Origin of the sequence: Amycolatopsis sp. NPDC102389, assembly GCF_044765885.1 — a bacterium.
GTDB lineage: Bacteria > Actinomycetota > Actinomycetes > Mycobacteriales > Pseudonocardiaceae > Amycolatopsis.
Map to the genome: position 1 here is coordinate 28,869 of NZ_JBIWKX010000024.1, position 20,572 is coordinate 49,440.

Here is a 20,572-nt window from a genome sequence, read left to right on the forward strand (position 1 = left end):
GGGTGCTCCGGCGGGTTCGCGGGGTGGTAAAATACCCGCGGGGGCGTTTTAAAATCCCGGGCCCCCCAAACACAAAACCCCCCGCGGGTCTGTGCTAAACCCCCCCCCCCCCGCTTCTTCGTTTTCCGGTTCCGCGGCCCATGCGCCCTCCGGGGCGATCACTCGCCGTTGTTGGTCGGGGCGGGGGACGTGTACCGCTGTCCGTGGCGAAGGCCGGTTGCGTAGCGTGTCCGGTCCATTGTGGACAGGCGTAGCGCGTTGGGCCGAATGAGCGCATATCACTAGCCACAATGGACAGATGTGTTGACCACAGTGGACACAGGTTCCGAAAAGTGGGACCGTAGAGGACGTGTCCGAATTGAATGCAACAGCCGCCGCACTGCTCGGTCTTCTCCACGACGGTCCCGCCACGGGCGGGCAGCTGGTCGCGGGGGCGGGTGAGCGTTTCGGCGCCTTCTTCAGCGTGACTCGCAGCCAGGTGTACCGGGAGCTTCCCGCCTTGTCGAAGGAGGGCCTCGTCCGCCTCGGCAAGCAGGGGCCGCGGTCGAGCCAGCAGTACCTCATCACCGCGGCGGGCAAGAAGGCGTTCAAGACGTGGCTGTCCTCCGAAGCCGGTCCTGACCACCTCCGCAGCCCGCTGATCCTGCGTCTCGTGCACGCCGGTTCGTTGACGGTGAAGCAGCGCGCGGCGCTGCTCGAGTCGGCCCGTGCGAGCTACACCCAGCAGCTCGACGACGCCAAGGCCGCCACCAAGGCCGCCGACGGCCCGTACGCCAAGGCGGTCGCCGAGTTCGCGCAGGCGCAGGCGAAAGCCGCACTGAAACTGCTGGATTCCATCCCTCAGACCTGACCCGGACAGGTGCCCACGACCGGTTCCCCGCAACCGGTCGTGGGTTTTGCCGTAACCTTGGCCGACGTGAGTGATGAGTTCGATGCGGCACTGAAGGACCTGGCCGGCAAGCTGACGCAGATCGAGTCGGTGATGGACCTGGATGCGCTGCGTGCCCAGGTGGCCGAGCTGGAGGAACAGGCGTCCAGCCCGAACCTCTGGGACGACCCCGAAGCGGCGCAGAAGGTCACCAGCCAGTTGTCCCACCGGCAGAGTGAGCTGCGACGCATTTCCGAGCTGCGGCAGCGGCTCGACGATCTGGGCGTCCTCTATGAGCTGGCCGAGGCGGAGGGCGACTCCGCCAGCGTCGCCGAGTCCGAGACCGAGCTCACGGCGCTCACCAAGGACATCGACGGGCTCGAGGTCCGCACCCTGCTGTCGGGTGAATACGACCCGCGCAACGCCGTGGTCACCATCCGGTCCGAGGCGGGTGGCGTCGACGCCGCCGACTGGGCCGAGATGCTGCTCCGGATGTACCTGCGGTGGGCGGAGCGCCACAACTACCCGACGGACGTCTACGACATCTCCTACGCCGAGGAAGCGGGCATCAAGTCCGCCACCTTCAAGGTGAGCGCCCCGTACGTCTACGGCACGCTCTCGGTCGAGCAGGGCACGCACCGGCTGGTGCGCATCTCGCCGTTCGACAACCAGAGCCGGCGCCAGACCTCCTTCGCGCACGTCGAGGTGATGCCCGAGGTCGAGGAGGTCGACCACGTCGACATCCCCGAGAAGGACATCCGCGTCGACGTGTACCGCTCGTCCGGCCCCGGTGGCCAGAGCGTGAACACGACGGACTCGGCGGTGCGGATCACGCATATCCCGACCGGTGTGGTCGTTTCGTGCCAGAACGAGAAGTCGCAGCTGCAGAACAAGGCTGCCGCGATGAAGGTCCTCCAGGCGCGGCTGCTGCAGCGGAAGAAGGAGGAGGAGCGCGCCGAGATGGACGCGCTCAAGGACGGCGGCTCCAGCTGGGGCAACCAGATGCGCTCCTACGTGCTGCACCCGTACCAGATGGTCAAGGACCTGCGGACCGAGTTCGAGGTCGGCAACCCGTCGTCCGTGCTCGACGGTGAGATCGACGGTTTCCTGGAGGCGGGCATCCGCTGGCGCAAGCAGTCCGGAGCCGCGTAACAACCCTGCGTGAGAGAGCAAGGGACCTTTGCTACCACTTTCCGCGAGAGAGTGGGAGCAAAGGTCCCTTGCTCGCTTGGCCGCCGGGACCGGGCTACCCGGGCTTAACGACAGGCATGGGTAGTATGCCGAACCGTGATCCGGCTCGAAGAGGTTTCCAAGGTCTACAAGACCTCGACCCGTCCCGCCCTCGAAAGGGTGTCGGTCGAGATCGACAAAGGCGAGTTCGTCTTCCTGATCGGTCCCTCGGGATCCGGGAAGTCGACCTTCCTGCGTCTCCTGCTGCGCGAAGAGGTGCCGAGCAAGGGTCGCGTCATGGTCTCCAACTTCGACGTCGCCAAGCTCGCCCGTCGCCGGGTGCCGCGGCTGCGGCAGACCATCGGCTGCGTCTTCCAGGACTTCCGTCTGCTGTCGAACAAGACCGTCGCCGAGAACGTCGCTTTCGCGCTCGAAGTCATCGGCAAGCCGCGCCCCACGATCCGCAAGGTCGTGCCCGAGGTGCTCGAACTCGTGGGCCTCGACGGCAAGGCCGACCGTCTCCCCAACGAACTCTCCGGTGGTGAGCAGCAGCGCGTGGCGATCGCCCGCGCGTTCGTGAACCGCCCGCTCGTGCTGCTCGCCGACGAGCCGACCGGGAACCTGGACCCCGATACCAGCCAGGACATCATGTTGCTGCTGGAGCGGATCAACCGCACCGGCACGACGGTGCTGATGGCCACCCACGACCATTCGATCGTGGACTCGATGCGGCGAAGGGTCGTCGAGCTCCAGCTCGGCAAGGTCATCCGTGACGACGCCCGAGGCGTCTACGGCATCGGCCGCTGACCGGCCCCGCCCTCCTCCGTAACCCACGACTTCCAAGGGACATCAACCCCGATGCGCGCCAGTTTCGTCTTCAGCGAGGTAGTCACCGGCTTGCGCCGGAACGTCACGATGACCATCGCGATGATCCTCACCACCGCGGTCTCCCTCGCCATGCTCGGCTTCGGCCTGCTGGCCGTCGGCACGATCGACAAGATGAAGGCCAACTTCCTCGCCGACGTCGAGGTTTCGGTCTATCTGGTCAACGACATCAGCGCGGGTGACCCGAACTGCTCGCAGTCCGCGTGCCAGACGCTGCGTCAGCAGTTGCAGGGCAACGAAGGGGTCGAGTCGGTCGTCTTCGAGAACCGCGAGCAGTCCTACGAGCGGTTCAAGAAGATGTTCGAGAGCCAGCCCGAACTGCTCGCGCTGACCGGGCCGGAGGCGCTGCCCGCGTCGCTCCACGTCAAGCTGAAGAACCCCGAGCGCAGCCAGGCGATCATTCAGGAGTACACCGGCAAACCGGGCGTCTCCAAGGTCGACGACCAGCAGAAGGCGCTCGACCGCGTGTTCAACGCGCTCAACGGTGTGCGGAACCTGGCCTTCGGCGCCGCGCTGATCATGGCCATCGCCGCGCTGTTGCTGATCGCCAACACGATCCAGGTGTCGGCGTTCACCCGGCGCACCGAGGTCGGCATCATGCGCCTCGTCGGTGCGACCCGCTGGTACACACAGCTGCCGTTCCTCCTGGAGGCGGTGGTCGCCGGCCTTGTCGGTGCGATCATCGGTATCGTCTTCCTGGTGCTCACCAAGGTGCTGTTGCTCGACTTGGTGCTCACCGGTGACGTGTTCCCCGCGGTCGGCATGCTCGAGTTGCTGTTCCCGGTGGCGCCGATCCTGCTCGCCGTCTCGATCGTGATTTCGGCGATCACCGGCTACGTGACGCTGCGCCTGTACGTGCGCCACTAGCCGCCCCGATAACCACCTGCCCGAACACAGAAACTCACGTAGAGTCGCCGCTATGCCCAAGGAACGTGGACACAAGGTGATCGTGTCGAACCGCAAGGCTCGCCACGATTACTCCATCCTCGATACCTACGAAGCCGGTCTCGTGCTCGTCGGTACCGAGGTGAAGAGCCTGCGTGAAGGACGGGCATCGCTGGCCGACGCGTTCGCCACGGTGGACGACGGCGAGGTCTGGCTGCGGAACGTGCACATCCCGGAGTACGTGCAGGGCACGTGGACGAACCACACGCCCCGGCGCACCCGGAAACTGCTGTTGCACCGCCAGGAGATCGAGAAGCTCATCGGCAAGACCAAGGAGAGCGGCCTTTCGCTGGTCCCGCTGTCGATGTACTTCAAGGACGGCAAGGTCAAGGTCGAGATCGCGCTGGCGAAGGGCAAGAAGTCCTACGACAAGCGGCAGGACATCGCCAAGCGGGACGCGGACCGCACCATCAGCCGGGCCATGGGCCGGGCGCTGAAGGGCCGGTACAGCGATTGATCCACGGCCCCGCGTCGGACGCCGAGATCCCCGGCTGGATCTCGGCGCTGGGTATCGACGGGCTCGTGGACCTTCACCTGCACTTCCTGCCGAAGCGGGTCATGGACAAGGTGTGGGCCTATTTCGACCAGGCCGAGGAGCACTACGGCATGGCCTGGCCGGTGCATTACCGCACGCCGGAAGAAGAACGCGTCGAAACCCTGCGCTCGTTCGGCGTGCGCAGGTTCGCGCCGCTGGTGTATCCGCACAAGCCGGGCATGGCCGAATGGCTGACCTCGTGGGCGCTGGAGTTCGCGGAACGCGTCCCGGAGGCGGTGCCGACCGGCACGTTCTTCCCGGAGCCCGGCGCGCTGTCCGTTGTGGACGGTGCGCTGCGCGCGGGCGCCCGCTGTTTCAAGGCGCACGTCCAGGTCGGCGCCTACGATCCGCGTGACGAGCTACTCGACGGCGTCTGGGGCGCGCTGGCGGACGCGGGCGTCCCGGTGGTCGTCCATTGTGGACACGGTCCGTTGAAGGGCGCCTACACCGGGCTACGGCTGTTCGAGGAGATCTTGGTCCGGCATCCCCGCCTGACACTGGTGCTCGCCCACGCCGGCATGCCGGAGATCGACTTCGCTTTCGAGCTGGCCGGGAAGTATTCGCGCGTGTACCTCGACACCACGATGGTCGGGGTGGAGTTCACCTCGCGCGGCAACCCGCTCCCGCCGGACTGGCAGGACCTGCTGGTGGAATTCCCGGACCGCGTCGTGCTCGGCACCGACTTCCCCAACATCCCGTACTCGTACGCCACACAGCTGCAGGCGATCGCCGGCTGGGCCGCCGACGATCGCCTGGGTGAACCGTTCCTGCGGGCGGTGCTGCACGACACCCCCGCGAAACTGCTCAGCGTTTGAGCTGGGCCACTTCGGTGACCGAGACGGCGCGGCCGAGCAGCCGCGTCCCCAGGTCCGAGACCGGGATCTGTTTGCCCGCCAAGAGGAATCCGCCCGTCGCCAGCGCCACCCACGGTGCCGGGCCCTGCGCGAGACCGTCGCTCAGCGGGGCGAAACCGTGCGCGGCGAGGCCGAGCAGACCACCGGCGATCGCCAGTCCGGCCACCACCAGCTGAGGCGTCTGGGCGGTCGAGGCCGGGCCGGAACCCTGCGTTTCGAACCGGGCGAACATCCGCAGCAGGCCGAGAAGCACCATGCCGCAGGCGCCGAGCCAGGCGGGGAGCATCGTCAGCCACAGCACGGAACCCGGTTCGGGCGTTTCGTAACCCAGGCCGTAGACCGCGACACCGGAAACGACGATCAGCGCCGGCATGTGCCACAGGTAGACGCTCATGAACCGCGGGCCGATCCACTTCAGGGCGGCGTCGAGACTCGGCCGGGTGGCAAGCGCGTTCAGCTGCGGTTTGAAGGCCAGCAGAAGCCCGATCTGGCCGATCGCGAGGAAGGCCAGCAGCACGGTCGGCGGGCTCATGTTCGACACCGGGGCGCCCGGCATGCCGATCATGCTGGCCGGGTACGGGCCGAAGGCGACCATCATCGCGGTGATGCCGAACCCGATACTTGCCATGCCCAGCGCGGCGTTGCGGCTCAGCGAGCCGAGACGGCCTCGCGTGTAGTGGAAACCGAGCTGGTGCACGGCCATCCAGACGAAGACGGCGTTCGCGAAACCGATCAGGCCGAGGTCGTTGAAGCGGGCGACGTCGACGAGGACGGCGGCGGCGAGCATCACGAGCGGGACCTTGAGCCCCCAGCGGCGATGTGCCGCGGCCAACATCGGGGTGAGCAGCACGGTGAGCACGTACACGGCCAGGAACCACAGCAGCTGCGCGGCGATCGCGCCGCCGACCTGCAGCGGCTGCTCCGGAATGCCCATGCCGCGCAGGATGTCCGGGACGAACAGCCAGACGGCCACCAGCGGCAGCACCGGGATCATCAGCCGCTTGAGGCGGGCCGCGAGCCAGGAACGGGAACTTTCCGCGCGGCTCAACGAGATCAGGTTCGCCGCGCCGCCGGCGAAGAAGACGAGCGGCATGACCTGACTGAGCCAGGTGATGACCCACCAGCCGGGCGTCGCGAGGGCGTTCCCGGTGGAGAGTTTGCCGTCGGCGTAGGAGAGCACCGGCATTCCCCAGTGCTGGACGACGACCGCGAGGATCGCGACCGCTCGGACGATGTCCAGGAACCTGTCCCGGCCCTGTTTCCCGCTTGTGTGCATGGAAAAGAGCCTGGTGCTTCGGGACCGCGAAAACAGCGGTGCGGACCGCCGTATCGATCTTCCTGTTTTCCCCCTCGGAAGGTGGAGTTTTCCCTACCCCACGCCGTCGGGTTCGGGCTCGGGCCGCGGGGCGGGCTCCGGAACCGGCGCCGCGCACAGCCTGAATTCCCAGCAGTCGTCCTCGGCGAGGCCGAGTTCGTACCGGGTTTCGATCTTCGGCCCGTCGTGCAGATGGACGTGTTTGAGGACGGTGCCCACGATCGGCTCGGTGTCCCCGAGATCCTGGACGCGTCCGTCGAGGGGCCCGCCGAAGAAGCGGACGCTGCGGGAGGTCCGGTCGGTCATGGGTCCTCCTCGGTTCGGCTCGTTCCCCACCAACAGTCTGCCCATGTTAGGTGAGTGACGGCTTCGCCACCAAGAGCTACTTCAGCGTCCTAAGTAAGTGAGCACCGCGCGGACCCGGCGGTGCTCCACCGAACTCGCTTCGAGACCGAGCTTCGAGAAGATGTTGCCGATGTGCTTCTCGACCGCGCCGTGCGAGACGACGAGCGAGTTCGCGATCGCGGTGTTCGACAGCCCCTGCGCCATCAGTCCCAGCACCTCGGACTCGCGGGCGGTGAGCGCGTCGAGCGGGTTCTTGCGCCCCCGCGCCATCAGCTGTGCGATGACGTCCGGATCGATGGCCGTGCCACCGCCGGCGACCCGCTTGACCGCGTCGAGGAAGTCCCCGACGTCGGCGACGCGTTCCTTGAGCAGGTAACCGACTCCGCCCGCGCCGCCGGAAAGCAGCTCGACGGCGTAGCTCTCTTCGACATACTGGGAAAGCACGAGAACCGGAAGACCGGGAACGACCTCACGGGCGCCCAGCGCGGCGCGCAGGCCCTCGTCGGTGAAGGTGGGCGGCATCCGCACATCGACGATCGCGAGGTCCGGCCGGTGTTCCTTGACCGCGACCAGCAGGTCTTCGCCGTTGTCCACGGCGGCGACCGTCTCGATGTCCTCGTCGGCGAGCAGTCGGATCACCCCCGCACGCAACAGAACCGCGTCTTCGGCGATGACAACCCGCATGCTGCCCCCAGCGTCGTGAGTGAATGGCAGAGCCTATTCACTCACGAGCGGGTCACCATTGGCACGGCAGGTCCGCGCGAATCACCGTCGGGCCACCGGGCGGGCTGACGACGGTGATCACGCCGTCGATCGTGGCCGCCCGGTCGGCGAGCCCGGCGAGACCGCCGCCTGGCCGGACTTCTGCGCCACCGTGCCCGTTGTCGGTGATCTCGACGATGACCATCGAGTCGGTGCGCCACACCTTCACGCCCGCTTCGGTCGCGCCCGAGTGCTTCGCGATGTTCGTCAGCGTCTCGCCGACGATGAAGTACGCCGTCGTCTCGACGGCCGCCGGCGGCCTCGGCTCGACGTCCACCTCGACGTCGACGTGGATCGGCGATTTCGCGGCCTGCGCGGACAAGGCGGCGTCGAGGCCGCGGTCGCCGAGCACGGCCGGGTAGATCCCGCGGGCGAGATCGCGCAGTTCCGACACCGCGAGCTTGGCGTCGAGGTGCGCTTCGTCGATCAGTTCACGCACGGCGTTCGGGTCCTGGTCGAACTTCGACTTCGCGCGGCCGAGGCTCATCGCGACGGCGACCAGACGCTGCTGGGCGCCGTCGTGCAGGTCGCGCTCGATGCGGCGGCGTTCGGCCTCCGCGGCGTCGACACCGCGAGCCCGCGACGCCTGCAGCCGTTCGGCCTTCTGCTCCAGCTTCTGCGTGCGGTTCGGCCCGAGCAGCGAGTACGCCAGGTTGCCGTGCAGCCAGCCGAGCCACGGCGTCACCCAGATCGCCATCGGCAGGAGCACGATCGACGCGATCGCGATCGGGAGCTCCACACAGGCCAGCGGGAACGCCACCATCAGGTAGGCGAGGTCGCGCCACGTCGTCGGATCGGTCAGCCGGGTCAGCCAGCGCTTGACCAGCGGAAGTCCTTCGACGGGAAGGCGCTCGACCGGATCCAGCGGGGTTTCGAGCATCGTCCGCGCCCAGCCCCGCTCCCGGTCGGCGGACCAGCGGATGAAGCTGGTGGTGGCCATCAGGATCGGGAAGCCGATCCACACCACCGCCGTCCCGATGCCGACCGCGAGGCCGACGACGATGAGGATGAACTGGAGCAGCCGGAAGAAGAAGCTGACGAACATGTAGGCGATCGATCGCATCGGCCGCGGCCGCGGGATCCCCACCTGCTGTACCTGCTGGTCGATCGTCATCCGTGGACCTCGCCCCATGAATCCTCCAGACGGCGGCGCTGGGCGTGAGTCGGCCCCAGCAACGCCGCCGCCAGCCGGGCATGCGTCCCGGCCAGCGCCTTCGTCAACGCTACCGAGAGCGCGATGCAGAGGACTCCGAGCGCCGCCCAAGGCAGCGCCGAGACCGTCGAGTCGACCGTGAACCACGCGTTCTCCCAGTTCGGGAAGCGGTATTCACCGCCGGGCAGGAAGCGGTAGTGGATCGGCAGCGTCGCGAGGCCGAGACTGGTCGCCCAGAACGCCGTGACCAGGACGAATTCGATGATCCCGAGCGGGAAGAGCAGGAAGAAGTAGCCGAGGTCGCGCCAGGTCGAGGCGTCCTTCAGGCGCGCCTTCCAGCGCACGGACTGGCCGGCGACCGGCAACGGGAGGTACGGCAGGTCGATGAAGCGGTCGAGGAGCGCGTACACCCTGGCGCGCTCCATCCGGGCCGCGCCGCGGACCGTCAGGATCACCAGCGCGAGGATCGGCAACCCGATCCAGACGACCGCCGTGCCGATGCCCGCCGAGATGAAGGAAACCAGGAGCGCGAAGGCCAGAACGCCCATCGGCAGGTTCATCAACAGGTAGACCAGCGAGCCGCCGAACGACGGATCGGACCTGCTCAGCTCCCGCTCGGCCGCTAGCGAACTCATGGTCGTGCTCCTCTCTGGTGCGAGGAGACCAGCATCGCGTCCGCGCGGGCCCGCTGACATGGTGCCCACGGGCATCTCCCAGGTGGGGCTAGCCCCACCTGCGGGAATAACCCGGTTGCCGACCGAGTTATGATGTAGAGGTTGTGTCCCACCAAGGGGGTGAACGGTTTCGACTTTGGACGTTGAATCAGGAGAAGCGTGCCGGTGCAGGCGAGAGACCACCGTAAGCGTCATCGCAAACCAATAAGCGCCGAGCCTAAGAGCCAGCGCGAGTTCGCTCTTGCTGCCTAAGCAGTAGAGCAACTCTGTCGGTCCGGGGTCGCCTCCGACCCGGTCACCGGCATCAGCTAGGAGGCTTACCGCCACACTCGGCTACGGGGTGTGGTTGGGAAACAAACAGTGGCTGGGCTCGTCACTTCAGCTTGTTCGCGTGACTGAAGGGGCCAAGTAGAGACATAGCGGACTGCGCACGGAGAAGCCCTGGTGATACGCCAGAGGACCCGGGTTCAATTCCCGGCACCTCCACTGGTCGAGGTTTTACCGAACAAAGTGCCTGTTCGCAGGCCGCAGAGTAGGACCGCTACGCCGAACGGCGAGCAAGGGCCACCCGCATCCGCGGGTGGCCCTTTCGTTTGCCAGCCGGCCTTGGGTCGCCATGGCCCGCGGTGCGCCGCCTGGGGCAGACTTTCGCTACAGTAGTTGCGTAATCAGCTCGAGATTCGCTATGGTTCATTTGCGAAACAGCAGTATCGAAAAGGAGCTGGATGTCAGCCGAGGAGAAGCGCCGGGGGCGGCCGAGGGATGAGCAGGCCGATGGGCGGATTCTCGACGCCGCACTGGAGGTGTTGCTGGAGAACGGATACGACCGGTTCTCCACCGACACGGTCGCCACGAAGGCCGGGGTCGCCAAGACCACGCTGTACCGGCGCTGGCCGACCAAGGATCACGTGATCGTGGCCGTGGTGGCCAGGATGCAGGACGAGGTGCCGGTGTCCGACACCGGCGATCTGCGCGCGGACCTGGTCGGCTACCTCACCGAGATCGCCGCCGGGCTGAACCGGATGCGTAAGGCCGCCAGGTCGAAGGAGGCGAGCGACCGGTCCGCCGGGCTGGTCGCCGAGATCACCGCGGCGGCCGCCCGGCATCCGGACATCGGTGCCGCGGTGGGGCAACTCTTCGCACGACGCAACACCCTGCCGATCGGCCTCATCCACCGGGCGCGCGAGCGCGGCGACCTGCCGGAAGACGTCGACCCGGAGGCGCTGTTCGACCAGCTCGCCGGCGCGCTCTACTACCGGCTGCTGATCACTGGTAACCCGATCGGACCGGCCTACGTCCGCACGCTGGTCGGCACCGCGCTCAGCGGAATCTCCCCAACCCTCCCCGCGAAAAGGACCACGTCATGACCACCACGTCGTCGCCGAGAGTTCGAATGTCCCGCCGTCGCCGGATCGCGATCATCGGTGGGATCGTGCTCACCGTGCTGGCCGGCTATGTCACCTGGAGCAACCTGCGCCCGGACACCCTGACCTCCTCGATCGAGATCGACGCCCCGGTGGACAAGGTGTGGCGAGTGCTCACCGATCTCCGCGCTTATCCGGCGTGGAACCCGTTCGTCACCTCGGCGGAAGTGACCTCGGACGGCGGCGCGCTCAAGGAGGGCGCCACCTTGCGCAACGTCATGCACGATGTGACCGGCGACACCACGTTCACCCCGACCGTGCTCGCGGTGACACCGGAAAGGGAACTGCGCTGGCTCGGGCGGGTCGGTCCCGGACTGATCTTCGACGGTGAGCACCGGTTCGAACTGCGGTCGCTCGGCCCCGGCCGCACCCGGCTGGTGCAGAGCGAGCGATTCACCGGCGCGCTGGTGCCGTTCATGGCGGGCAGTCTGCGGGCCGACACGCTGCCGCAGTTCGAGGCGATGAATCGGGCGCTCGCTCAGCGGGCGACCGCGATTCCTTGATCGGCCGGTGCCGCGTCACGCGGCCCAGCACATCGTCTTGTCGCCACCACGGTATCCGCCTGCGGCTAATGTCGGAGTATGCCGCTTCATGTGCATCAGTGGGGGGCCGGACCGCGCGTCGTGCTCGTGCACGGCGTGCTGCTCGGCGGCCGTGAGGCGTGGCGGGCGCAGCGCCCGTTGAGCGAGCGGTGGACGTTGCTCGCGCCGGACCGGCTCGGCCACGGGAAATCGCCGGACGGCGTACAGGATTTCGAGGTCGACGCCGAGCTGATCGCGGAGCAGGTGCTCGACGAGCCGTCGCATCTGGTCGGGCTGTCCTACGGTGCGATCGTCGCGATGCTCGCCGCCGCACGACGGCCGGAGATGGTCCGGACGCTCACCGTGGTCGAACCGCCCGCGGCTGGGGTCGTTCGTGGAGACGAGGCCGTCGACGCGTGGGACGCCGAATTGCGGAGATTTCTCGACGGTCCGCTCGACGATCCTCGTGAAGTGTTCAAGGCGTTCTTTCCGCTCGCCGGTGTGCCGCTGCCCATCCCCGATCCGGTGCCGGAAACGTTGCGGCGCGGGGCGCGCGCGTTGATCGGGATGCGGCCGCCCGGTGACGCGAAACTTCCGCTCGATGCGTTGGCCTCGGCGGATTTCCCGATGCTCGTGATCACCGGTGACCATCGTCCGGAGTACGAGATCATCGCCGACGCGATCGTGGCCGGGACCGGTGCGGGCCGCGACGTCGTGACGGGGATGGGGCATTTGGTGCCCGACACGGGTGCGCCGTTCAATGCCCGGCTTGAGTCCTTTTTGAATCACGGAGAGTAGCGGAAACTAGATCATTTTTGTCTCAATTCACCCGCGCCGGGAACTGTCGCAGGGTGGGATGTCATGCTGAGTGTCCGACCATGGCCCTCTTTCGAAACGACCCCGTGTCGCCGGAGGGCCGGAAGAAGGTGGCAGATGACCTGGGCTAGGCATTCCAGTCGTCCCGACCCCGCTGAAGACCAGAGCCGGATGGCCGGTGTGCGAGCGGAGGAAGAAGTCCGCCTCACGCTGCAGAACGGCAGGGCCGCACGAACCGTCGCAGGGCACGCTTCGGATGCTCTCGACTGTGCTGAACTGCTGGCGATGCTCGGGCTCGAGGGAGTCCAGAAGAAGCACGCTCAGCGCATCTGACCCCCGATCCGGGTGGTCAGTTCGGCCGCGGTCAGGCGGACCTCCTCGGCGAGGTCCGGCCAAGTCTCCTCGCACCCCTCGGCTCCCGGGCAGAGGTGGCGGAGGGTCACGCTGATCGCGGCCATCGGCCGGCCGCCGTGGTCGAAGACCGGGCAGGCCACCGAGGCGAATCCTTCGGTGACGTGACCGTTTTCGACCGCCCAGCCGAGCCTGCCCTCCGCGTTCAGCGTGCGGCGCAGTTCGGCGAGGGTGCGCGGGCCTCGGCCGGTGCGCAGTACGAACGCCGACACGGCCGGGAAGAGCGCGCGCACGTGCGGCGACGGCAGGTGCCGCAGGATCGCCCTGCCTGATGCCGTGAGCTGGCCGGGCAGCCGGACGCCGACCTCGGTGACCAGGGTTTCCGGGCGCGTAGGTCGTTCTTTGACCAGGTAGAGCGACTCGTTGCCGTGCAGCACGCCGAGATGTGCGGTGTGGCCGACGCGGTCGGCGAGTTTGCGCAGCAACGGGACCGCGAGCCGTTCCAGCGGATCGTGCCGTAGGTAGGCCGAGCCGAGTTCGAACGCGGCGATGCCGAGGCCGTACCGGCGCTCGGCGGGCAAGTGCGTCACGAAACCGGCGGCCTCCAGCTCGGCGAGCAGGTGATACGTCGTCGAACGCGGGAGGCCGAGTTCGCGCGCGATCGCGGCCGCTGACACCGGGCCCGGCCTCGCGGCCAGGGCGCGGAGGATGCCGAGGCCTCGTCGTAGGGCCGGTACTTCGCTGCTCTCACCCATGCCGACCTCCTGTTTTGCTCGGCGGTGGGAGCAAGGGACCTTTGCTATCACTTCTCTCGATGTTGAGACAGTGGTAGCAAAGGGCCCTTGCTCTCTTTCCGCAGGTGGGCGCTGTGACCGTGTGGATTTCGGGTCATCTAACGCACCAAAATCCACACGGTCGGTATTCATCGCTACGCGGGGTAGTGGGTGTGTGGATATAGGGACACTCAACGTCCCTATATCCACACACCCCCCGCCCGCCGAGGAGCGCGGTAGCAAAGGTCCCTTGCTCCCACCGTGCGTGTCTTGGATACCAGACACAACCACCGGTTGGCACCGCCCACCAGCGGGCATGGCGTTGTCCAATGGGGCTATGCCGGAAACCGTACTTCTGGGCTCCGAACCGCTTCGGCCCGAACAGGTCGTCGCGGTCGCCCGTGACCACTCGCCCGTCGCGGTCAGCGAAGCGGCCGAGAAGAACCTTGCCGCGACGCGTCAGCACATCGACGACCTCGCCCACGCCAAGACGCCGACGTACGGCGTCTCGACGGGCTTCGGGGCGCTCGCCACCAGGCACATCCCGCTCGAGAGCCGCACCGCGCTCCAGCGGTCGCTGATCCGGTCGCACGCGGCCGGCGCGGGGCCGGTGGTGGAGACCGAGGTCGTCCGCGCGCTGATGCTGCTGCGTCTCCGCACCCTCGCCAGTGGGTACACCGGCATCCGCCCGCAGACCGCGCAAGCGCTTGCGGCCCTGCTCAACGCCGGGATCACCCCGCTCGTTCACGAGTACGGCTCCCTCGGCTGCTCCGGCGACCTCGCGCCCCTCGCCGCTGTCGCGCTCGCGTTGATGGGAGAGGGCGAAGTCGAATACAACGGCGAAGTCGTCCCGGCCGGCGTAGCGCTGAAGCACGCTGGCATCGAGCCGGTCGTTCTCGCGGAGAAGGAGGGCCTCGCCCTCACGAACGGGACCGATGGCATGCTCGGCATGCTCCTGCTGGCCGCCGCCGACCTTCGCAAGCTTCTCGACACCGCCGACATCACCGCGGCGATGAGCGTCGAAGCGCTCCTCGGGACCGACCGCGCCTTCGCGGCCGACCTCCAGGCTCTGCGCCCGCACCCGGGCCAGGCGCTGAGCGCCCAGCGTATGTGGACGGCGCTGCAGGACTCGAAGATCGTCGAGAGCCACCGCAGCCCGGACTGCAACCGTGTCCAGGACGCGTACTCCCTCCGCTGCGCGCCCCAGGTGCACGGCGGCGCGCGGGACAGCCTCACCCACGCCGAACTCGTCGCCGGGCGTGAGCTCCAGTCCGCGGTCGACAACCCGGTCGTGTTGTCCGACGGCCGTGTCGAGTCGAACGGCAACTTCCACGGCGCCCCGGTCGCGTACGTGCTCGACTTCCTCGCCATCCCGCTCGCGGACGTCGCGAGCATCGCCGAGCGCCGCACGGACCGCATGCTCGACAAGGCTCGTTCGCACGGTCTGCCGCCGTTCCTCGCGTTCGACCCCGGCGTCGATTCCGGCCACATGATCGCCCAGTACACGCAGGCGGCCGTGGTCAGCGAGCTCAAGCGGCTCGCCGTGCCGGCGTCGGTCGACTCGATTCCGAGCAGCGCCATGCAGGAGGACCACGTCTCCATGGGCTGGTCCGCCGCGCGCAAGCTGCGCAAGGCCGTCGAGGGGCTCAACACCGTCCTCGCCATCGAACTGCTCACCGCCGCGCGCGCCCTCGACATGCGCGCGCCCCTGGTCCCGTCGCCGGTCACCGGCCGGGTCCGGGATCTCGTCCGTACCAAGGTCGAGGGCCCCGGCCCCGACCGTCATCTGGCGCCGGAGATCGTCGCCGCCGAAGAACTCGTCGCGTCGGGTGCCGTCCTCGCCGCGGCCCAACTGGAGGTCTGAGCCCATGACCCGCACGGTCCGTGCCGCCCGAGGCACCACGCTCACCGCGAAGAACTGGCAGACCGAAGCCGCGCTGCGGATGTTCCACAACAACCTCGACCCCGAGGTCGCCGAGCGCCCCGAAGACCTGGTGGTCTACGGCGGCACCGGCAAGGCCGCCCGCAACTGGGCCAGCTTCGACGCGATCACCCGCGAACTGACCACTTTGGACGCCGACGAGACGCTGCTCGTCCAGTCCGGCAAGCCGGTCGGCGTGTTCCGCACGCACGAATGGGCGCCGCGCGTGCTCATCGCGAACTCCAACCTCGTCGGCGACTGGGCGACGTGGCCGGAATTCCGCCGCCTCGAAGCGCAGGGCCTGACCATGTACGGCCAGATGACCGCGGGGTCCTGGATCTACATCGGCACGCAGGGAATCCTGCAGGGCACGTACGAAACTTTCGCCGCGGTCGCCAAGAAGCGGTTCGGTGGCAGCCTCAAGGGCACGCTCACCGTCACCGCAGGTCTCGGCGGCATGGGTGGCGCGCAGCCGCTGGCGGTCACGATGAACGACGGTGTCGCGCTCGTCATCGAATGCGACCCGCAGCGCGCCCACCGCCGCGTCGAGACCCGCTACCTCGACGAGGTCGCCGACGACCTCGACGACGCGATCCGCCGGGTCGAGGCCGCGAAGAAGGAGAAGCGCGCGCTGTCCGTCGGCGTGGTCGGCAACGCCGCCGAGGTGCTGCCCGAACTGCTGCGCCGCGGCGTCGAGGTCGACATCGTCACCGACCAGACCTCCGCGCACGACCCGCTTTCCTATCTGCCCAAGGGAATCGCCGTCGACGAGTGGCAGGACTACGCGGACAAGAAGCCCGACGAGTTCACCGAGCGCGCCCGCGAGTCGATGGCGGAGCACGTCGAGGCGATGCTCGGCTTCCTCGACAAGGGCGCCGAGGTCTTCGACTACGGCAACTCCCTGCGCGGTGAGGCGAAACTCGGCGGCTGCGAGCGCGCGTTCGACTTCCCGGGGTTCGTGCCCGCCTACATCCGCCCGCTGTTCTGCGAGGGCAACGGCCCGTTCCGCTGGGCGGCGCTGTCGGGAGACCCCGAGGACATCGCGGCGACCGACCGCGCGATGCTGGAACTGTTCCCGGAGAACGAATCCCTCGCACGCTGGATCAAGCTGGCCGGCGAACGCGTCGCCTTCCAGGGGCTTCCGTCGCGGATCTGCTGGCTCGGCTACGGCGAGCGGCACCTCGCGGGCCTGCGGTTCAACGAGATGGTCGCCAGCGGCGAGCTGAAGGCGCCGGTCGTCATCGGCCGTGACCACCTCGACTCCGGCAGTGTGGCCTCGCCGTACCGCGAGACCGAGGGCATGGCGGACGGTTCCGACGCGATCGCCGACTGGCCGCTGCTGAACGCGCTGGTCAACACCTCGTCCGGCGCCAGCTGGGTGTCGATCCACCACGGTGGCGGCGTCGGCATGGGCCGCTCCATCCACGCGGGTCAGGTCAGCGTGGCGGACGGAACCCTGCTGGCGGCACAGAAACTCGAACGCGTGCTCACCAACGACCCGGGTATGGGCGTCATCCGGCACGTCGACGCGGGCTACGACCGCGCCGCCGACGTCGCCGACGAGCGCGGCGTGCGCGTGCCGATGCGGGACGCCGAGTGACCGCGTCCTCGCTGCTGGCGGAGATCTCGGACGTCGGCCGCGATCCGAAGCGCGGCGGCTACTCGCGCCACGCCTTCGACGCGGCCGAAACCGAGCTGCGCGCGTGGTTCGTCGAGCGCGCCGGGCGGCTGGGACTGGGCGTCGAGACCGACCGCAACGGCAACATCTGGGCCTGGTGGGGCACCCCCGGCCCGGACGCGGTCGTCACCGGGAGCCATCTCGACTCGGTGCCCGGCGGTGGCGCCTTCGACGGCCCGCTCGGGGTCGCGAGCGCGCTCGACGCGGTGGAGATCTTGCAGGCCAAGGGATTCCGTCCCGCCAAGCCGTTCGCCGTCGTGGTCTTCGCCGAAGAGGAGGGCGGCCGCTTCGGTGTGCCGTGCCTCGGCTCAAGGCTGCTGACCGGGACGATCGACGCGGACAAGGCGCGCGGCCTGCGCGATCCGGACGGCGTCACGTTCGCCGAAGCGGCGGCGAAATCCGGCCTCGATCCCGATCGGGTCGGCCGCGACTCCGACCGGCTCGGGCTGATCGGCCGGTTCCTGGAACTGCACGTCGAACAGGGGCGAGGGCTGATCGACCTCGGCTCGCCGGTCGCCGTCGGCAATACGGTGATCGCGCACGGCCGATGGCGGTTCTCCTTCCAGGGACAGGGAAACCACGCCGGTGCCACGCTGATCGGCGATCGCCGTGACCCGATGATCCCGGCGGCCGAGACCGTGCTCGCCGTACGTAAACTGGCGAAGGCGACCGCCGACGCGAGGGCCACCGTCGGCAGGCTCGTGCCGACTCCCGGCGGGACCAACGTCATCGCGTCCACTGTGGACTTGTGGCTGGACGCGCGCGTGCCGGGCACGGACACGCCGGAATTGGTCGCGGAGATCGCGAAACTGGCCGAAGAAGCGGCCGGGCAGGAAGGTTGCCGAGTCGAGGTGTCCAGGGAGTCGTACTCCGATGACGTGGTCTTCGACGACGCGCTGCGCCGTGACCTGGGCACCTGGCTGGGCGGACCGCCGGAACTGCCGACCGGCGCCGGGCACGACGCGGCGATCCTCGCCGGATTCGTCCCGTCCGGGATGCTTTACGTGCGCAATCCGACCGGGATCAGCCACTCGCCGGAGGAGTTCTCCGAGGCGGAAGACGTCGACCACGGTGCTCGCGCACTCGCGGACGTCCTGGAGAAACTGTCGACATGACGACATATTGGTGTGAGCGTGCCTGGCTTCCGGGCGGCATCGCCGATGCCGTCCGGATCGACATCGACGGCGGCAAGATCACTTCCGTGACGGCGAACGCGCCTCGCGAAGGAACTGTCCTGAGTGGACTGACCTTGCCGGGCTTCGCCAACGGGCACTCGCACGCGTTCCACCGTGCGCTGCGTGGCCGTACGCATCACGATCGCGGGACCTTCTGGACGTGGCGTGAGCGGATGTACTCGCTCGCGTCACGGCTCGATCCTGATTCGTACTACCGCCTGGCGCGTGGGGTCTACGCCGAGATGGTGCTCGCCGGGTACACGAGTGTCGGCGAGTTCCACTACTTGCACCACGCGCCGGGCGGAAAGCCTTACGCCGAGCCGAACGTGATGGGTGAGGCGTTGCGGCAGGCCGCCAGGGACGCCGGGATCCGGCTGACGCTTCTCGACACCTGCTACCTGGCGGGCGGTATCGGGGTGGAGCCCGACGAGGTGCAGCAGCGGTTTTCCGATGGGTCGGCCACGAAGTGGGCGCAACGAGCCGGCGAATTGCGGGAAGACGCGACGTTCCGGGTGGGGGGCGCGATCCATTCCGTGCGGGCCGTTCCCGAAGATGAACTGTCCGAAGTGGACAACGGGACGCCCGAGAATCGGCCGCTGCACATTCATCTTTCCGAGCAGCGAGCCGAAAACGAGCAGTGCATGGCGGCTTACCACTGGACTCCGACGGGGCTGCTCTGGGACAACGGCGTGCTCACCGAGCGGCTCACCGCGGTGCACGCGACGCACCTGACACCGGGCGATATCAAATGGCTCGGCGAAGCCGGCAGCCGTGCCTGCTTCTGCCCGACGACCGAACGGGACCTCGGTGACGGCATCGGCCCCGCGCGGACGTTGCTGGACGCGGGGGTGCGGTTGTCGCTCGGCAGCGACAGCAACGCGGTCGTCGACGCGTTCGAGGAGACCAGGGCGCTGGAACTGAACGAACGGCTCGCCAGCGAGAAACGCGGCCGGTTCACCGCGGAGGAGCTGCTCGCGGCGGCGACGGATCACGGCGCGGTCGGCTGGGACGAGGTCGGTGAGCTGGCTCCCGGCGCGGGCGCGGACCTGGTCACGGTGGGGCTCGGTTCGGTGCGGACCGCGGGGATCGAGCCGTCCGGGGTCGTCTTCGCCGCTTCCGGCGCGGACGTCCGGGACGTCGTCGTCGCCGGGCGTGAGATCGTCCGCGACGGCGTGCATCAGCTGATCGACCGGCCGGAAACGGTCTTGGCCAAGGAGATCGAGGCATTGTGGCAGTCCTGATCACGGGAATCGGCGAGCTCACGACGAACGACGCCGAACTGGGCAAACTCCGCGACGCGGCCGTTGTCATCGAGGGCGAAACGATCGCGTGGGTCGGTTCGGCGGCGGACGCGCCCGACGCGGACGAGCGGGTCGACGTCGAGGGTCGTGCGCTGCTGCCCGGCTGGGTGGACAGCCACACGCATCTCGTTTTCGCGGGGGACCGCACCGCCGAGTTCGAGGCGCGGATGGCCGGGAAGGCGTACAGCGCCGGGGGCATCGCGGTCACCGTCGACGCGACGCGGTCGGCTTCCGACGAGCAGCTGGCGGCGAATCTGCGGCGGCACGTCGACGAAGCGGCGAGGCAGGGCACGACCTGTCTGGAAACGAAGACCGGGTACGGGCTGAACGTCGAAGACGAGGCGCGTTCGGCGCGGATCGCCGCCGAGGTGGCCGACGAGGTCACGTTCCTCGGCGCGCATCTGGTGCCGCCGGGCGCGGACGCGGAGTCCTATGTGGACCTGGTGTGCGGCGACATGCTCGACGCCGTCGCGCCGCTCGTGCGATGGGCCGATGTGTTCTGCGAGACCGGCGCGTTCGACGAGGCGCAGTCCGGGCGCGTGCTGAAGGCGGCGCGGGAACGCGGGCTGGGGCTGCGGGTGCACGGGAACCAGCTGGGGGAGGGGCCCGGAGTGCGGCTCGCCGTCGAACTGGGGGCGGCGAGTGTCGACCACTGCACGTACCTGAGCGAAGCGGACGTCGAGGCTCTCGCCGCTTCGGACACTGTCGCGACCTTGCTGCCGGCGTGCGACCTGTCGACCCGGCAGGCGCTGGCGCCGGCGCGGCGGCTTCTGGACGCGGGGGCGACGGTCGCGCTGGCCAGCAACGCGAACCCGGGGAGCTCGTACACGACCTCGATGGCGTTCTGCGTGACGACCGCGGTGCTGCAGATGCGGATGACGATCGACGAGGCGGTGTGGTCGGCGACGGCGGGCGGGGCGCGCGCGTTGCGGCGTGACGATGTGGGCTTCGTACGGCCGGGGGCGCGTGCCGACCTTCACGTGCTGGAGGCGCCTTCGACGACTCACCTCGCGTACCGGCCCGGGGTGCCGCTGACGGCCGCTGTGTGGCGGCACGGCAAGCGTTTGACCAGCGGTTTCGTCTCAAAGTGGTAGCAAAGGTCCCTT

The 20,572-nt window shown here is 68.4% G+C and carries 21 protein-coding genes and 1 other RNA gene; 16 read left to right on the plus strand and 6 right to left on the minus strand.

Annotated elements, in window-relative coordinates; genetic code table 11:
- Positions 1-349: 349 nt before the first annotated feature.
- The 6 genes from ACIRGA_RS21110 (at position 350) to ACIRGA_RS21135 (ending at position 5,218) form a co-directional block, all read left to right on the plus strand.
- Positions 350-850 (plus strand): PadR family transcriptional regulator, encoded by a 501-nt coding sequence (locus ACIRGA_RS21110; RefSeq protein WP_400943293.1) that lies wholly within the window; start codon positions 350-352, stop codon positions 848-850.
- A gap of 66 nt (positions 851-916) precedes the next feature.
- Complete coding sequence (gene prfB / locus ACIRGA_RS21115) at positions 917-2,020, plus strand: peptide chain release factor 2 (protein ID WP_039920096.1); 1,104 nt, start codon at positions 917-919, stop codon at positions 2,018-2,020.
- A gap of 135 nt (positions 2,021-2,155) precedes the next feature.
- Positions 2,156-2,845 (plus strand): cell division ATP-binding protein FtsE, encoded by a 690-nt coding sequence (ftsE, locus tag ACIRGA_RS21120; RefSeq protein ID WP_005168409.1) that lies wholly within the window; start codon positions 2,156-2,158, stop codon positions 2,843-2,845.
- A 51-nt stretch (positions 2,846-2,896) separates the two neighbouring features.
- Positions 2,897-3,790 carry a permease-like cell division protein FtsX gene (ftsX, locus tag ACIRGA_RS21125; RefSeq protein WP_037345952.1) on the plus strand — a complete coding sequence of 298 codons (894 nt, stop codon included), beginning with the start codon at positions 2,897-2,899 and terminating at the stop codon, positions 3,788-3,790.
- A gap of 52 nt (positions 3,791-3,842) precedes the next feature.
- Entirely contained in the window at positions 3,843-4,325 is a 483-nt protein-coding gene (gene smpB / locus ACIRGA_RS21130; protein WP_400943298.1) for an SsrA-binding protein SmpB, read from the plus strand.
- Positions 4,322-5,218 (plus strand): amidohydrolase family protein, encoded by an 897-nt coding sequence (locus tag ACIRGA_RS21135; RefSeq protein WP_400943301.1) that lies wholly within the window; start codon positions 4,322-4,324, stop codon positions 5,216-5,218. Before smpB ends, ACIRGA_RS21135 begins: the two co-directional genes overlap by 4 nt.
- Here the strand turns inward: ACIRGA_RS21135 and ACIRGA_RS21140 are convergent.
- The 5 genes from ACIRGA_RS21140 to ACIRGA_RS21160 all read right to left on the minus strand — a co-directional run bounded on the left by ACIRGA_RS21140 (position 5,208) and on the right by ACIRGA_RS21160 (position 9,467).
- Positions 5,208-6,533 carry an acyltransferase gene (locus ACIRGA_RS21140; protein WP_400943304.1) on the minus strand — a complete coding sequence of 442 codons (1,326 nt, stop codon included), beginning with the start codon at positions 6,531-6,533 and terminating at the stop codon, positions 5,208-5,210. The two genes, ACIRGA_RS21135 and ACIRGA_RS21140, sit on opposite strands and share 11 nt — an antisense overlap.
- Positions 6,534-6,626: 93 nt before the next feature.
- Positions 6,627-6,878, minus strand: a complete 252-nt coding sequence (locus ACIRGA_RS21145) for a hypothetical protein (protein WP_400943307.1) — start codon at positions 6,876-6,878, stop codon at positions 6,627-6,629.
- An 81-nt stretch (positions 6,879-6,959) separates the two neighbouring features.
- Positions 6,960-7,601, minus strand: a complete 642-nt coding sequence (locus tag ACIRGA_RS21150; RefSeq protein ID WP_395883103.1) for a response regulator — start codon at positions 7,599-7,601, stop codon at positions 6,960-6,962.
- Between the two features lie 52 nt (positions 7,602-7,653).
- Positions 7,654-8,793: a sensor histidine kinase gene (locus ACIRGA_RS21155; RefSeq protein WP_400943311.1), complete on the minus strand. Its 1,140-nt coding sequence runs from the start codon at positions 8,791-8,793 to the stop codon at positions 7,654-7,656.
- Complete coding sequence (locus ACIRGA_RS21160; protein WP_400943314.1) at positions 8,790-9,467, minus strand: sensor domain-containing protein; 678 nt, start codon at positions 9,465-9,467, stop codon at positions 8,790-8,792. Before ACIRGA_RS21160 ends, ACIRGA_RS21155 begins: the two co-directional genes overlap by 4 nt.
- A 155-nt stretch (positions 9,468-9,622) precedes the next feature.
- On the opposite strand from ACIRGA_RS21160, the gene ssrA reads away from it, so the two are divergent.
- From ssrA to ACIRGA_RS21185, 5 genes are all read left to right on the plus strand, one after another.
- Positions 9,623-9,995: a transfer-messenger RNA gene (gene ssrA / locus ACIRGA_RS21165) on the plus strand.
- 236 nt (positions 9,996-10,231) lie between these two features.
- Entirely contained in the window at positions 10,232-10,873 is a 642-nt protein-coding gene (locus ACIRGA_RS21170; RefSeq protein WP_400943317.1) for a TetR/AcrR family transcriptional regulator, read from the plus strand.
- Complete coding sequence (locus ACIRGA_RS21175; protein ID WP_400943320.1) at positions 10,870-11,433, plus strand: SRPBCC family protein; 564 nt, start codon at positions 10,870-10,872, stop codon at positions 11,431-11,433. Before ACIRGA_RS21170 ends, ACIRGA_RS21175 begins: the two co-directional genes overlap by 4 nt.
- A 78-nt stretch (positions 11,434-11,511) precedes the next feature.
- Complete coding sequence (locus tag ACIRGA_RS21180; RefSeq protein WP_400943323.1) at positions 11,512-12,249, plus strand: alpha/beta fold hydrolase; 738 nt, start codon at positions 11,512-11,514, stop codon at positions 12,247-12,249.
- Positions 12,250-12,384: 135 nt separating this feature from the next.
- Entirely contained in the window at positions 12,385-12,600 is a 216-nt protein-coding gene (locus ACIRGA_RS21185) for a hypothetical protein (RefSeq protein WP_125680489.1), read from the plus strand.
- Here the strand turns inward: ACIRGA_RS21185 and ACIRGA_RS21190 are convergent.
- Positions 12,588-13,373 (minus strand): IclR family transcriptional regulator, encoded by a 786-nt coding sequence (locus tag ACIRGA_RS21190; protein ID WP_400943328.1) that lies wholly within the window; start codon positions 13,371-13,373, stop codon positions 12,588-12,590. The two genes, ACIRGA_RS21185 and ACIRGA_RS21190, sit on opposite strands and share 13 nt — an antisense overlap.
- A 355-nt stretch (positions 13,374-13,728) precedes the next feature.
- On the opposite strand from ACIRGA_RS21190, the gene hutH reads away from it, so the two are divergent.
- From hutH to hutI, 5 genes are read left to right on the plus strand one after another with little or no spacing between them, the layout of a single operon-like run.
- A complete protein-coding gene (hutH, locus tag ACIRGA_RS21195; RefSeq protein ID WP_400943331.1) occupies positions 13,729-15,255 on the plus strand; it encodes a histidine ammonia-lyase in 1,527 nt (508 codons plus the stop codon).
- Positions 15,256-15,259: 4 nt separating this feature from the next.
- Positions 15,260-16,912 carry a urocanate hydratase gene (gene hutU / locus ACIRGA_RS21200; RefSeq protein WP_400943334.1) on the plus strand — a complete coding sequence of 551 codons (1,653 nt, stop codon included), beginning with the start codon at positions 15,260-15,262 and terminating at the stop codon, positions 16,910-16,912.
- Positions 16,909-18,105, plus strand: a complete 1,197-nt coding sequence (locus ACIRGA_RS21205; RefSeq protein ID WP_400943337.1) for an allantoate amidohydrolase — start codon at positions 16,909-16,911, stop codon at positions 18,103-18,105. Before hutU ends, ACIRGA_RS21205 begins: the two co-directional genes overlap by 4 nt.
- Positions 18,102-19,406, plus strand: a complete 1,305-nt coding sequence (locus tag ACIRGA_RS21210; RefSeq protein ID WP_400943340.1) for a formimidoylglutamate deiminase — start codon at positions 18,102-18,104, stop codon at positions 19,404-19,406. Before ACIRGA_RS21205 ends, ACIRGA_RS21210 begins: the two co-directional genes overlap by 4 nt.
- Positions 19,394-20,560 (plus strand): imidazolonepropionase, encoded by a 1,167-nt coding sequence (hutI, locus tag ACIRGA_RS21215; RefSeq protein WP_400943343.1) that lies wholly within the window; start codon positions 19,394-19,396, stop codon positions 20,558-20,560. The genes ACIRGA_RS21210 and hutI overlap by 13 nt, the downstream gene beginning before the upstream one ends.
- Positions 20,561-20,572: the final 12 nt, after the last annotated feature.

What these genes read in the sequence shown, in the direction of transcription:
- ftsX (WP_037345952.1), top strand. Translation starts at nt 2,897, where the DNA reads ATGCGCGCCAGTTTCGTCTTCAGCGAGGTAGTCACCGGCTTGCGCCGG.
- smpB (WP_400943298.1), top strand. Translation starts at nt 3,843, where the DNA reads ATGCCCAAGGAACGTGGACACAAGGTGATCGTGTCGAACCGCAAGGCT.
- ACIRGA_RS21140 (WP_400943304.1), bottom strand. Translation starts at nt 6,533, where the DNA reads ATGCACACAAGCGGGAAACAGGGCCGGGACAGGTTCCTGGACATCGTC.
- ACIRGA_RS21145 (WP_400943307.1), bottom strand. Translation starts at nt 6,878, where the DNA reads ATGACCGACCGGACCTCCCGCAGCGTCCGCTTCTTCGGCGGGCCCCTC.
- ACIRGA_RS21150 (WP_395883103.1), bottom strand. Translation starts at nt 7,601, where the DNA reads ATGCGGGTTGTCATCGCCGAAGACGCGGTTCTGTTGCGTGCGGGGGTG.
- ACIRGA_RS21155 (WP_400943311.1), bottom strand. Translation starts at nt 8,793, where the DNA reads ATGACGATCGACCAGCAGGTACAGCAGGTGGGGATCCCGCGGCCGCGG.
- ACIRGA_RS21160 (WP_400943314.1), bottom strand. Translation starts at nt 9,467, where the DNA reads ATGAGTTCGCTAGCGGCCGAGCGGGAGCTGAGCAGGTCCGATCCGTCG.
- ACIRGA_RS21170 (WP_400943317.1), top strand. Translation starts at nt 10,232, where the DNA reads ATGTCAGCCGAGGAGAAGCGCCGGGGGCGGCCGAGGGATGAGCAGGCC.
- ACIRGA_RS21175 (WP_400943320.1), top strand. Translation starts at nt 10,870, where the DNA reads ATGACCACCACGTCGTCGCCGAGAGTTCGAATGTCCCGCCGTCGCCGG.
- ACIRGA_RS21180 (WP_400943323.1), top strand. Translation starts at nt 11,512, where the DNA reads ATGCCGCTTCATGTGCATCAGTGGGGGGCCGGACCGCGCGTCGTGCTC.
- ACIRGA_RS21185 (WP_125680489.1), top strand. Translation starts at nt 12,385, where the DNA reads ATGACCTGGGCTAGGCATTCCAGTCGTCCCGACCCCGCTGAAGACCAG.
- ACIRGA_RS21190 (WP_400943328.1), bottom strand. Translation starts at nt 13,373, where the DNA reads ATGGGTGAGAGCAGCGAAGTACCGGCCCTACGACGAGGCCTCGGCATC.
- hutH (WP_400943331.1), top strand. Translation starts at nt 13,729, where the DNA reads ATGCCGGAAACCGTACTTCTGGGCTCCGAACCGCTTCGGCCCGAACAG.
- hutU (WP_400943334.1), top strand. Translation starts at nt 15,260, where the DNA reads ATGACCCGCACGGTCCGTGCCGCCCGAGGCACCACGCTCACCGCGAAG.
- ACIRGA_RS21210 (WP_400943340.1), top strand. Translation starts at nt 18,102, where the DNA reads ATGACGACATATTGGTGTGAGCGTGCCTGGCTTCCGGGCGGCATCGCC.